The organism is Lacinutrix sp. Bg11-31 (assembly GCF_002831665.1).
In the GTDB taxonomy this organism is placed as follows: Bacteria; Bacteroidota; Bacteroidia; order Flavobacteriales; family Flavobacteriaceae; genus Lacinutrix.
Map to the genome: position 1 here is coordinate 1,697,021 of NZ_CP025118.1, position 13,669 is coordinate 1,710,689.

The 13,669-nt window shown below is 31.8% G+C and carries 10 protein-coding genes and 3 tRNA genes; 8 read left to right on the forward strand and 5 right to left on the reverse strand.

Going from position 1 to position 13,669, the window contains the following annotated elements:
- Window positions 1-81: 81 nt before the first annotated feature.
- The 8 genes from CW733_RS07595 to CW733_RS07630 all read left to right on the forward strand — a co-directional run bounded on the left by CW733_RS07595 (window position 82) and on the right by CW733_RS07630 (window position 5,438).
- Window positions 82-154, forward strand: a tRNA-Lys gene (locus CW733_RS07595).
- A gap of 108 nt (window positions 155-262) precedes the next feature.
- Window positions 263-335, forward strand: a tRNA-Lys gene (locus CW733_RS07600).
- A gap of 49 nt (window positions 336-384) precedes the next feature.
- A tRNA-Leu gene (locus tag CW733_RS07605) sits at window positions 385-469 on the forward strand.
- A gap of 114 nt (window positions 470-583) precedes the next feature.
- Window positions 584-1,483, forward strand: coding sequence for a MerR family transcriptional regulator (locus CW733_RS07610; protein WP_100996624.1), 900 nt, complete (start codon window positions 584-586; stop codon window positions 1,481-1,483).
- A 45-nt stretch (window positions 1,484-1,528) separates the two neighbouring features.
- Window positions 1,529-2,992, forward strand: coding sequence for an NAD(P)/FAD-dependent oxidoreductase (locus CW733_RS07615; RefSeq protein ID WP_100996625.1), 1,464 nt, complete (start codon window positions 1,529-1,531; stop codon window positions 2,990-2,992).
- 3 nt (window positions 2,993-2,995) lie between these two features.
- Window positions 2,996-3,835, forward strand: coding sequence for a phytoene/squalene synthase family protein (locus CW733_RS07620; protein WP_100996626.1), 840 nt, complete (start codon window positions 2,996-2,998; stop codon window positions 3,833-3,835).
- Window positions 3,835-4,284: a sterol desaturase family protein gene (locus CW733_RS07625; protein WP_100996627.1), complete on the forward strand. Its 450-nt coding sequence runs from the start codon at window positions 3,835-3,837 to the stop codon at window positions 4,282-4,284. The genes CW733_RS07620 and CW733_RS07625 overlap by 1 nt, the downstream gene beginning before the upstream one ends.
- Before the next feature lie 8 nt (window positions 4,285-4,292).
- Window positions 4,293-5,438, forward strand: a complete 1,146-nt coding sequence (locus CW733_RS07630) for a lycopene cyclase family protein (protein ID WP_100996628.1) — start codon at window positions 4,293-4,295, stop codon at window positions 5,436-5,438.
- Here CW733_RS07630 and CW733_RS07635 read toward each other — a convergent pair.
- From CW733_RS07635 to CW733_RS07655, 5 genes are all read right to left on the reverse strand, one after another.
- The gene (locus CW733_RS07635) at window positions 5,433-5,996 is read right to left on the reverse strand and encodes a TlpA disulfide reductase family protein (protein WP_100996629.1); all 564 of its coding nucleotides are present in this window, start codon (window positions 5,994-5,996) and stop codon (window positions 5,433-5,435) included. The genes CW733_RS07630 and CW733_RS07635 overlap by 6 nt on opposite strands.
- 156 nt (window positions 5,997-6,152) lie before the next feature.
- Entirely contained in the window at window positions 6,153-7,031 is an 879-nt protein-coding gene (locus tag CW733_RS07640; protein WP_157811557.1) for an anti-sigma factor, read from the reverse strand.
- Between the two features lie 201 nt (window positions 7,032-7,232).
- Window positions 7,233-7,904: a Crp/Fnr family transcriptional regulator gene (locus tag CW733_RS07645; RefSeq protein ID WP_100996631.1), complete on the reverse strand. Its 672-nt coding sequence runs from the start codon at window positions 7,902-7,904 to the stop codon at window positions 7,233-7,235.
- Window positions 7,905-8,025: 121 nt separating this feature from the next.
- Window positions 8,026-10,293, reverse strand: a complete 2,268-nt coding sequence (locus CW733_RS07650) for an aconitate hydratase (RefSeq protein WP_100996632.1) — start codon at window positions 10,291-10,293, stop codon at window positions 8,026-8,028.
- A gap of 175 nt (window positions 10,294-10,468) precedes the next feature.
- Window positions 10,469-13,243 (reverse strand): bifunctional aconitate hydratase 2/2-methylisocitrate dehydratase, encoded by a 2,775-nt coding sequence (locus CW733_RS07655; protein WP_100996633.1) that lies wholly within the window; start codon window positions 13,241-13,243, stop codon window positions 10,469-10,471.
- Window positions 13,244-13,669 lie beyond the last annotated feature (426 nt).

Here is a 13,669-nt window from a genome sequence, read left to right on the forward strand (position 1 = left end):
GTAGACAAAAAAACAAAAAAAAAATTAAAATACACTTGGAATACTAATAAAAGGTTCTATATTTGCACCCGAATAACGAATGACCTGGTAGCTCAGTTGGTAGAGCATCTCCCTTTTAAGGAGAGGGTCCTGGGTTCGAGCCCCAGCCCGGTCACTAAAAAAGTTAAGCCCTGCTTAACTTTTTTTTTATTTTTTTTTATAGCAAACGTATATTTATGTACATTACTATAACAAGTAAAGACTTGCATTCGAACAACAAAATGACCTGGTAGCTCAGTTGGTAGAGCATCTCCCTTTTAAGGAGAGGGTCCTGGGTTCGAGCCCCAGCCCGGTCACTAAAAAAGTTAAGCCCTGCTTAACTTTTTTTTATCCTAAATTTTAAATGCGCACGTGGCGGAATTGGTAGACGCGTTGGCTTGAGGGGTCAGTGATCGATAAGATCGTGGAAGTTCGAATCTTCTCGTGCGTACAATTAAATCCTTCTTTTTACATTACTCTTCAGTTTCTTATTTTTCAATTTAGTTTAAAAAATTTTAATACTAAACGCTATTGTTTTGTTTTGTTTAACTATTTTAGCAATACTATGAACAATATTAAAACAAACTTTAGCATTAAAGATCTTGAAAACCTTTCGGGTGTCAAGGCTCATACTATAAGAATTTGGGAAAAAAGATATATGCTACTTGAACCCAATAGATCTGATACCAATATTAGAAACTATAATCTTGAAAGTTTACAGAAGCTTTTAAATATTACTTACCTAAATAATAATGGTATAAAAATATCAAAAATAGCAAGGTTAAACGAGCAAGACATTACCGAAAAAGTTAAAGAAATTGCTTTATTAGAAAAAAGTGAAGATGATGCAATAAATGCATTAAAGATTTCGATGTTAAATTTTGACCAAGTCTTATTTAATAATACTTATAATAAGCAAATAGAAAAGAGATCGTTTAAAGATATTTTTCATTCTATTTTCTTACCACTATTTAATGACATTGGTTTATTGTGGCAAACGAATACAATAATACCTGCTCATGAAAATTTCATTTCTACATTAATAAAACAAAAAGTATTAATTAATATAGAAAGACTAGCAAACTCAGCTCCTGAGAACGAAACCAAAACGTTCGTTTTATTCTTACCTGAAAATGAAATTCATGATATTGGTTTATTATTTGTAAATTATGAACTAAGAAGTAGAGGTTACAAAACTATTTATCTTGGAGAAAGTGTTCCTTTAGATAATTTAAGCAGTTTTAAAACCCTTTTTAAAGATATTACGTTTATAACTTACTTTACGGTTAAACCTGATAATAAGGATATGTATTCTTACATAAGTAATTTTAATAAAAAAATCACAAATAATGGAGTAGCAAATCTTTGTATATTAGGTTATAAAACTAATACTATTAGTGAAGAAAAACTTCCAAAAGGCACATATAAATTTAACTCAATAGAAAATTTACTAAACTCAATATAGATAAAAAACAATTTTGTTTAATTATTTATTATATTTGTTGAACAAATGAAAAAAACTATACACATATTAGGTTCTGGTTTCTCATCATTATCTGCTGCGTGCTACTTAGCACAGTCAGGTAACGAAGTAACTATTTTTGAAAAGAACTCCTCTATTGGAGGTCGTGCAAGACAATTAAAAAAAGAAGGTTTCACCTTTGATATTGGGCCAACATGGTATTGGATGCCAGATGTTTTCGAGCGTTTCTTTTCTGATTTCAATACAAAACCTTCAGATTTCTACACATTAGAAAAACTTAATCCAGCTTATAGTGTCTACTTTGGAAAAGACGACTACATCACTATTGAAGATACAATAGAAAAAATATATTCAGCATTTGAAAAAGAAGAAGCAGGAAGCGCAAAAAAGCTAAAGAAATTTATTGATAATGCTCAAAACAATTACGATGTTGCTATAAAAGACTTAGTATATAGACCTGGTGTTTCTCCATTAGAGTTAGTTACTCCTGTAACTATAAAAAAAATAAGTCAGTTTTTAAGCACTATAAAACGTGATGTTAGAAAGGAATTTAAAAATGAACGTTTAGCTCAAATATTAGAGTTTCCCGTATTGTTTTTGGGAGCTAAACCAAGTAGAACTCCTTCTTTTTATAGTTTTATGAATTATGCCGATTTTGGTATCGGGACATTTCATCCTAAAAAAGGAATGTACCAAGTAGTACTCGCAATGGAAGCTTTAGCGAAATCTCTTGGAGTTGTTATTAAAACAGAAAGCCCAATTGATAAAATTATCGTAGATAATGGAAAAGCAACTGGTATTATTTCGAACGGAGAAACACATACAGCAGATGTTATTTTAAGTGGTGCAGATTACCACCATAGTGAGACTTTGCTTGATAATGAGTACAGACAGTATTCTGAAAAATATTGGAGCAAAAAAACATTCGCTCCATCATCGTTATTATTTTATGTTGGTTTTGACAAAAAACTAAAAAACGTTAATCATCATACTTTATTTTTTGATGTGGATTTTGATGTTCACGCCCAAGATATTTACGACAATCCGAAATGGCCAGAAAACCCTTTGTTCTATGCTAGTTTCCCAAGTATTACAGACGAAAGTTCTGCTCCAAAAGGAAAAGAAGCGGGAATATTTTTAATCCCATTAGCTCCAGGAATTGAAGATACAGAAGCATTAAGAACGCTATATTTTGAGAAAATTTTAAAAAGATTTGAAAAATTAACTTCTCAAGATGTTAGAGAATCGATTATCTTTAAAGAGTCTTATTGTGTAAACGATTTTATAGAAGACTATAACTCTTATAAAGGAAATGCATACGGAATGGCAAATACCTTAATGCAAACTGCTTTTTTAAGACCTAATTTAAAGAGTAATAAAGTAGATAATTTATATTTTACTGGACAATTAACGGTTCCTGGTCCAGGAGTTCCTCCAGCTCTTATCTCAGGAAAACTGGTTGCAGGATTAATAAAAAAACACCATATTTAATTTATGAAAGCATTATTCGATACGGTTTCTAATAGTTGTAGTAAGATTGTTACCCAATCTTACAGCACGTCATTTTCTATGGCTACGAAAATGCTTGCGACTTCGATTAGACAAGATATTTATAATATTTACGGTTTTGTTAGGTTTGCAGATGAGATTGTAGATTCGTTTCACGATTACGACAAGGAAACACTATTTATAAAATTTGAAGCAGATTTAGAAGACTCTTTGGCAAACAAAATAAGCTTAAACCCAATTCTTAATGCTTTCCAGCACACATACCATAAATACAGCATTGAGAAGCATATGGTAGATTCTTTTATGAGAAGTATGAAACTTGACCTTTCTAAGACTACTTATTTAACAGAAAACGAATACAATGATTATATATATGGTTCTGCAGATGTTGTTGGTCTTATGTGTTTAAAAGTCTTTGTTAAAGGAGATGATACTAAATACAACGAATTAAAAGCATCAGCCATGTCGTTAGGCTCTGCTTTTCAGAAAGTAAATTTTTTAAGAGATTTAAAAGCAGATTTTGATGTTTTAGAACGCTCTTATTTTCCTAATACAGATTTAAATAATCTTGACGAAAGTGCTAAGCAATTAATTATAAAAGATATTGAAAGTGATTTCGCAAAAGGTCTTGAAGGTGTAAAACTACTGCCTATAGAAGCAAAATTTGGTGTTTTTATGGCTTATCGTTATTACAATCAACTATTAAAAAAATTAAAAAAGACACCTGCTTTAGAAATTAAAAATACACGAATAAGAGTTCCAAATTATAAAAAAGTAGAGCTATTAACTAGGAGTTACGTAAAATATCAACTAAATTTATTGTAATGCAAACTTTATTCTGGATCCTCGTTTTTTTAGTAACATTTAGTGCCATGGAATTTATGGCGTGGTTTACCCATAAATACATAATGCATGGTTTTTTATGGTCATTACATAAAGATCACCACCATAAAGAACATGATAGTTGGTTCGAGCGTAACGATACTTTTTTTATTTTCTATGCTATAGTAAGCATGACCTGCTTTTACCTTTGGAGTTACGAAGGTATTTGGTATTGTCTACCAATAGCCTTAGCTATAATGGCTTATGGTGCTTCTTATTTTATTGTACATGATATTTTTATTCATCAACGTTTTAAGCTTTTGAGAAACTCTAATAATTGGTATGCTAAAGGTTTAAGACGTGCTCATAAAATGCATCATAAACATTTAGGGAAAGGTGATGGAGAATGTTTTGGAATGCTATTCGTGCCATTTAAATATTTTAAGCGTTAAAACAGAATATGCTAAGTAGCAAATCTTTCGATTACATTATTATTGGCAATGGTCTTGCTGGTTTACAATTAGCATTATCACTTGCTGAAGATTCTTTTTTCGATGGAAAACAAATTGCTTTAATAGATAAATCTAAAAAAAGCATAAACGATAAAACCTGGAGTTTTTGGGAAAAAGGCAAAGGGAAATGGGATAATATTGTTAAAAAATCTTGGAATACAGCTTTGTTTTATTCTTCTGAGAAACAACTTTCATTAAACCTTAGTCCCTATACTTATAAAGCCATATATGCTTTAGATTTTTATACTGAAGCCAAACGAAGACTTATAGAAAAATCTAATATTCATTTTATTATAGATGAAGTTGTTTTAGTTGAAGATTTAGCAAAACCAGTAGTAAAAACAGCATCTAACTCCTACTCTGCTCATCATGTTTTTGATAGTAGAATTACTGACGTTTATTTTTCAGAATTAAACAATTATACTAAAATTATTCAGCATTTTAAAGGTTGGATTATTGAAACTGAAACTCCCGTTTTTAATCCAGCTCAATTTACAATGATGGATTATAGACTTAAAGATGGAGAACAAACTACATTTACTTACGTTTTGCCTTTCTCTGAAACTAAAGCACTAGTAGAGTTTACGTATTTTACTGCAAATTTGGTAGATGAAGAAACCTACGATGTTTACATTAAAAAATACATTCAAGATATTTTAAAAATTGAAAGTTATAAAATAATAGAAACAGAAAGCGGAAACATCCCAATGACGAATTTTCCTTTCGAAAATTATTCAACTAAAAATATTACAAAAATTGGTACAGCTGGTGGTTGGGTTAAAGGTTCTACTGGCTATTCGTTTAAACACACAGAAAAAAAAGTGGCATCAATTGTAGAAAATTTAAAACTATACAAACAGCCATCAAAAGGGCTATTTAAACAAAAATACGAGTTTTACGATAAGGTGTTTCTAAAAGTTTTACTAGACGAAAACAAAAAAGGAGAATGGATTTTCGAGCAATTTTATGCTAAAAACACTATTGAAACTATGTTTCGGTTTTTAGACGAAGACTCTTCATTATTAGAAGAATTAAAAGTTATGAAATCTTTATTTTCTTTAGCATTTATAAAGGCCTTTTTTAAAACATTATAGTTTTATCAATTCATCTATAGTATTTCTAACAGTTTCGCTATTCCAATTTGCAGCGCCAGATTCGTCAATAATAATATTACCTTCTCTATCTAATAGAAAAGTTCTTGGAATACTGCTTACATTAAATGTTTCGGGAGCCTCAGTTAAAGGTGAGTAGATTTTTAAATTATAGTTCTTCTTTTTCAAGAAAGTCTTTATTACTTCTTGTTTTTCATTAGAGACTAAAACAAATTCAATTTTATCGCTATAATCATTATATAAATCTTGAAGTGAAGGCATTTCTGCAATACAAGGAGGACACCAGGTTGCCCAAATATTCACCAATGTTACTTTTCCCTTTGCTTGATCTAATTGGAAGCTATTCCCTTCTAAGTCCTGTAACTGCCAATTATAACTACTTACCTTTTCTAAAGCATCTTCTTTTTCAACACTAGGGCTCGATTTTGCAATTACAATATGTAAAGCTATTTGAATTTGCTGACGTGTTTGCGGAATAATTAACAAAGCAATAATTATTATAAAAATTATATTTTTAGTTGAAATTTTTCTTTTAGCCATAATATATACCAATATTAAATTCTATTTGTAACTACTATAAAACAATGAAGCGCTAACCTTTTGAGTTAACGCTTCAAATCTAATAAAAACAAACTATACTATAGTACCTTATATACTGTTTCGGCAATTAATAGTATTCTGTGGTTTTATCTATAATTATCTTGTTACTGATCCTGACAAAGAAGTTACTGGACCTGTACCCATAGTTATTGCTGTATGATCCATAGCATCACTTGGCACCATATGCGCTAATGGTTTTAATGTAAATGGTGCTGCATTATTATCTGGACTTGGCTCTACAGAAATTACAATTGTTGCGCCTTTTAAATCTGTTGGAAATGTTATTCCAGTTGGTGCATTTTGTAAGTAATCTTCTCCTGGATAACCAGGGCCATTTCCTGCATCTCCTTTAAATGGTGATGTTCCTGCATTATTATCTGCCATTGATGCATCTATAAATGTACCTGTACTTACTGGGGTTCCTTCTATTACTGCCCAACCTTCATATTTCCATCCACTAGATAATGTTGGCAATGTTAAACCAATAGCTGCACTACCTGATGAATTGTCTAAAAACCAAACACCACTAGACTCATTAGTATCGTCCATATCTGTTGGTGTTGCTAAAATGTAAGTTCCTGCTACTAGAGAAAAATCTGCTACTAAATTAGAGTTTACTGCAGCAGAGTTTCCTGAAAAATCTCCTGCTAATATTTTTGTTGTAGCTGGTAATGGATCTGAATCTACTGCTGGTTCAATTGAAAGAACAAACGTAGTTGCTGCATTTAATTGTGCTGTATTTACTTGAAATGTTTGTGGAAAAGTTACAGAACTAAATGTACCTGTCGATACTGGATTTCCATCTACTATTACCCAACCTTCATACACGAAATCATCTCCAAGTGCTTCCAATCCTTCAAGGTTAACTGTTAAACCAGAAGTTGTTGATGCTGCTACTACTGCATCGTCGTCGTTACTACAAGAGGTGGCAAAAAATCCTAATACCAAGGCTCCTAAAATCATTTTTCTAATCATTGTTTTGTTTTTTTTTAAAGTTTGTATTTGTTATTACAAAATTAGATGAGTAAATTCTTATTAAATGTTAGCTAGCTAACATATGCTCATTTTTTTAAAAAAACCTATAAAAAGAGTATGGGTTCTTCTTTTATAAAAAAAACCATAGCAGATGCTATGGTTGTAATTTGTATTTCTAACTTTAAAAAAACATCCTTTAAATCATGCTGATGTTTTAAACATTCTAATTTCATTTCTATTAAAATCTAAAACCTTTTCTTCTTTCAATTCATTAATTAAAATATTTAAAGTAGGTCTTGAAGTTCCTATTAATGAAGCTATATCTTTTTGAGTATAAGGATGTTTAATAACATGATCTCCTGTTTTCGGGCAATCGTATCCATATTCTGTACACAATTCATCTAAAAAATCTAATAATCTTGTTTTAGTGTCTTTAAACATTAAAAGCTGAAGACGTCTTTCTAATTTTTTAAACTTAAATCCAATAAATTTATACACTTTAAAACTAAAGGTTTGATTATCTCTCATAAGCTCATGCATAGTATCTACACTTATAGGACAAATAGAAGTACTATTGTCTATAGATTGTGCAAACTCATCTCGCTTTAATTCTCCTAGAATTGCTTTTTCACCAAATAACTGCCCTTTAGATAAAATAGCTTTTACTACTTCTTGTCCATCTTCACTATAATAGCCGACTTTAACTTTTCCTTTTTCTATAAGATAAACTTTGTTCGCAGAATCTTCTGTAAAATAAATGTAATCCTTCTTTTTGTAGGCATCAAAATCGTGCTCTTTCTTGTATGCTTTAAACTTGTGAGGACACAGCACTTTAAAAAGATTGGTGTCTTCGAAAAACCAAAGTGAATTCATATTATTGTTTGTTAACTACTAATAGTTACTTGTCGTAATCTTTTAATATTACTTACAGAAATAGTATAAAAAAACTCCTAATAAATATTAGGAGTTTTAAAATTTTAAAAAGAGAGGTTAATTAAACGTTCTCCTTTTTTATTAAATTTAATGCAGAACCTTCGTTATACCAATCTATTTGAGATTGATTATACGTATGATTAAGCATAATAACATCTTTACTTCCATCTGCATGAACAGCTTCTAGTGTTAATTGTTTTCCTGGTGCAAAATCTGCCATATCAACAAAGTTGAATGTATCATCCTCCTGTATTAAATCGTAATCACTTTCTGTAGCAAATGTTAAACCTAACATCCCTTGTTTTTTCAAGTTTGTTTCGTGAATACGTGCAAAAGATTTTACAATAACAGCAACAACACCTAAGTGTCTTGGCTCCATTGCTGCATGCTCTCTAGAAGATCCTTCACCATAGTTATGATCCCCTACTACAATTGTATGAACTGCAGCAGCTTTATAAGCTCTTGCCGTATCTGGCACTCCACCAAATTCTCCTGTTAATTGATTTTTAACAAAGTTGGTTTTCTTACCAAATGCGTTAACTGCACCTATTAAACAATTATTAGAAATATTATCTAAGTGTCCACGGAAACGTAACCAAGGTCCAGCCATAGAAATATGGTCTGTTGTACATTTTCCAAATGCTTTTATTAATAATTTAGCTCCTTTAATTTCACTTCCAATTGGTGTAAAAGGTGTTAATAATTGTAAGCGTTCAGACGTTGAACTCACTTTAACTTCTACTCCACTTCCATCTGCTTGAGGTGCTAAGTAACCGTTGTCTTTAACTTCGAAACCTTTAGGTGGTAATTCCCATCCTGTTGGCTCATCGAACATTACTTCTTCTCCGTTTTCGTTAATTAAACTATCTGTTAACGGATTAAAATCTAAACGACCAGCAATTGCTATTGCAGCAGTTATTTCTGGTGATGCAACAAAGGCATGTGTATTTGGGTTTCCATCTGCACGCTTAGCAAAGTTTCTATTAAAAGAATGTACAATACTATTTTTTGGTGCATTTTTAGGATCGCTATATCTTGCCCATTGTCCAATACATGGTCCACAAGCGTTTGTAAATATTTTAGCATCTAGTTTTTCGAAGATGCCTAAAATACCATCTCTATCTGCTGTGTATCTTACTTTTTCAGAACCAGGGTTAATTCCTAATTCAGATTTCATTTTTAAACCTTTGTCTATAGCCTGTTGAGCAATAGAAGATGCACGAGATAAATCTTCGTAAGAAGAGTTCGTACAAGACCCTATTAATCCCCATTCTACAGCTATAGGCCAATCGTTTTCTTTTGCTTTAGCTGACATATCTCTACCAATTGGTGTAGATAAATCTGGTGTAAAAGGTCCGTTTAACAATGGTCCTAATTCAGATAAATTAATTTCAATAACTTCATCAAAATATTGCTCTGGATTAGCATAAACTTCTGCATCAGCAGTTAAATATGGTCTAATTTTATTTGCTTCGTCTGCAACATCTGCTCTATCTGTAGCACGTAAATAACGTTCCATAGAATCATCGTAACCAAAAGTTGAAGTTGTTGCTCCAATTTCGGCTCCCATATTACAAATAGTACCTTTTCCTGTACAAGACATAGAGGTTGCTCCTTCTCCAAAGTACTCAACTATTGCTCCTGTTCCTCCTTTTGCCGAGACAATTCCTGCTACTTTTAATATAACATCTTTTGGTGCTGTCCAACCTGATAATTTACCTGTTAATTTAACACCTATTAATTTAGGGAATTTAAGTTCCCAAGCCATTCCAGCCATAACATCTACAGCATCTGCTCCACCAACTCCAATAGCAACCATTCCTAATCCACCAGCGTTTACTGTATGAGAATCTGTACCAATCATCATTCCTCCTGGAAATGCATAATTTTCTAATACTACTTGGTGAATAATTCCTGCTCCTGGCTTCCAGAAACCTAAACCATATTTATTAGATACCGATTCTAAGAAATTAAAAACTTCACTAGATGTATTATTAGCGTTTTTTAAATCGGTAGAAGCACCATCTTTAGCTTGAATTAAGTGATCGCAATGCGTAGTTGTTGGCACTGCAACTTTACTTTTACCTGCTTGCATAAATTGCAATAAAGCCATTTGAGCTGTTGCATCTTGTAAAGCAATACGATCTGGAGCAAAATCCACATAATCTTTACCTCTAGTAAAAGCTTTAGTTGCTTTACCATCCCAAAGGTGATTGTATAAAATTTTCTCTGAAAGTGTTAGTGGCTTACCAACGACTTCACGTGCTGCATCTACGCGTTCTGCCATTTGGCTGTAAACTTTCTTAATCATATCTATGTCAAATGCCATACTGTTTTTTTTTATTGTTTAATTCTCCTAATATACAAAATACAGAGTGACTTTAAAAACACTATTGATATTATAGATTGATTCTAAAATAGTTTTTTTATATGCTATAATTATTTAAAATAAAAAAGCCTGAATCTTTCGATTCAGGCTTTTAAGTATATATATATTCTTTATGTTATCTCACTAATTGCTTTGTAGAAGGTTTAAACTTCGTTAAAACAATACCATCAACAGCAGCTTCATATTCTGCCATAGTTGGTGTTCTACCTAAAATTGTAGATAAAACTACAACTGGAGTAGATGATAATAATGATTCACCTTTTTTCTCTCCAGAATCTTTTACAACTCTACCTTGGAATAAACGTGTTGAAGTCGCCATTACAGTATCTCCTGGCGCAGCTTTTTCTTGGTTACCCATACATAAATTACATCCTGGACGTTCTAAGTATAACATGTTTTCGTATCCTGTACGTGCTTCTCCTTTAGGTGCATTGTCATCGAACTCGAAACCTGAGTATCTTACTAAAACTTCCCAGTCTCCTTCTGCTTTTAACTCATCAACAATATTATATGTAGGAGGTGCAACAATTAAAGGTGCTTTAAACTCTACTTTACCATATTGAGCTTCTACATTTTTTAACATTTGAGCTAATATTTTCATATCACCTTTGTGAACCATACAAGATCCTACGAAACCTAAATCTACTTTTTTAGTTCCTCCGTAGTAAGATAATGGTCTAATGTTGTCATGTGTGTAACGTTTAGAAACATCGTCGTTATTTACATCTGGATCAGCAATCATTGGCTCTACTATCTCATCTAAATCAATAATAACTTCGGCATGATATTTAGCGTTAGCATCTGGTCTTAAAGATGGTTTTATGCCCGTTTTAAGCTCTATAATTCTAGTTTCTGCTTTGTCTACTAAACCTTTAAGTACTTGCTTAGCATTATCCATTCCTTTTTCAATCATGATTTGGATACGACCTTTTGCAATCTCTAAAGATTCAATTAACGTATCATCTTCAGAAATACAAATAGATGCTTTTGCTTTCATTTCTGCTGTCCAGTCTGTAAATGTAAAAGCTTCATCTGCAGTAAGCGTTCCAATGTGTACTTCAATAACACGACCTTGGAATACGTTTTCACCACCAAATTGCTTTAACATTTGAGATTGTGTTGCGTGAACAACATCGCGGAAATCCATATACGATTTCATTTCTCCTTTAAAAGTTACTTTAACCGATTCGGGAATTGGCATACTTGCCTCACCCGTAGCTAATGCTAATGCTACAGTACCAGAATCTGCTCCAAAAGCAACACCTTTAGACATACGTGTATGAGAATCTCCACCAATAATGATGTCCCAATCTCCTACTGTAATATCGTTTAATACTTTATGAATAACATCTGTCATTGGAAAGTACTTTCCTTTTGGATCACGACCTGTAATTAAACCAAAGTCGTTCATGAAGCTCATTAATCTTGGAATATTAGCTTTAGACTTATCATCCCAAACAGAAGCTGTATGACAACCAGATTGGTATGCACCATCAACTATTGGAGAAATAACTGTAGCAGCCATCATCTCTAATTCTTGAGACGTCATTAATCCTGTAGTATCTTGAGAACCCACAATATTTACTTCAGCACGAACGTAAGAACCAGCATGTAAAGTTGCTCCTGAAGTTCCTACTGCATTTTTATTGAATATTTTCTCAACTGCTGTTAATCCTTGTCCTTCAATAGACACTTCTTTTGCAGTAGCATATACTTGAGGAGCTTCAATTCCTAAAGTTTTTGCTGCAAATGTTTGTAATTTTTTACCAAAAACAACAGCATAAGAACCTCCTGCTTTCATAAACTCCATTTTTTGTGGTGTAAATGCTGCAGAAATATCTTTAAGTTCTTTATCTCCGTTATATAATTTTTTCTCTTTTGTATTAATTGTAAGAATTGTACCTGTAGCTACAGAATACGTTTCTTTTAATATTGGCTCACCATTTTCATCTCTAACAGTATTTCCTTCTGCATCTTTTTGTTGTACCCAGTTTTTAAGATCTAAACCTATACCACCTGTTACACCTACTGTTGTTAAGAAAATTGGAGCAATACCATTAGTACCTGCAATTACTGGAGCAAAATTAATAAATGGTACATATTGACTAAAAGGAACACCTGTCCATAAAGCCACATTGTTTACACCAGACATTCTAGAAGAACCAACTCCCATTGTTCCTTTTTCTGCAATTAGCATTACACGCTTATCAGGATGTTGTTCTTTTAAAGCTAGTAATTCATTTTGCATGTCTTTATTATGCTCAAACATACATTGACCATGTAATTCACGATCTGATCTTGAATGCGCATCTCCTCCAGGAGATAATAAATCTGTTGAAATATCACCAACACCAGCAACATAAGTAACTACATCTATTGTTTCGTCTATTTCTGGAAGCTTAGTAAAAAACTCAGCTTTAGCGTAGCTTTCAATAATACCTTTTGCTATTTTACTTCCATTTTTAAAAGCATCTTCTAAACGATCTGTATCTGCTTCGTAAAGAAAAACTTGTGTTTTTAAAATTTCAGCAGACTGTTTTGCTAAATCAGCATCATTACCTAAAGCTATATCTAACAATACCTTTACAGAAGGTCCACCTTTCATGTGTGATAATTGCTCGAGAGCAAAAGTAGGTGTTATCTCTTTTACTACAGATTCCCCTAAAATAATCTCTTTTAAAAATTTTGCTTTAACACCAGCAGCACTAGTGGTACCAGGTAAAACGTTATAGATAAAAAAGTTAAGAGAACCTTCTCTATGCTCGTTATCTAAATCTTTAATTTGATCAATGATTTGGCTAAGTAATTCAGCACCATCAATTGGTTGAGGGCGAAGCCCTTGCTCTTTTCGGTTCTCGATCTGCTTAAGGTAATCGTTATAAATGTTCATATAATAGAATTAGTTCTGTTTTTATGCAGCTTTTAAGGCTGTGTTAGTAAGCTTTAATGTTTTCCATATTCTAAATATATTTAATGTTTAAATAACATTAAATATTTGATTAAAATTGGAATTCAAAAGTACGAAATATTGAAGAATTTAAAAATTTGTAACGCAATACGAAAACGTTTGCGAATAATTCAATATTATTAATTTAATGGTGCTATTTTTTATTAAAATGGTAATTTGAATGTTTAAAAAATACCATATTAATAAGAAATGCTATTTAGTTTATCTACAAGGAGTCTATTTGCAAAATAATATTTTACTATTAATGAATAGTTATTGACTATTTCTTAAAAAAATACTTGATTAACACAACTATTAAAAGGAGTAAACCAATAACTTCTACAATTGTTCCTAATGTTAGAATTTGCG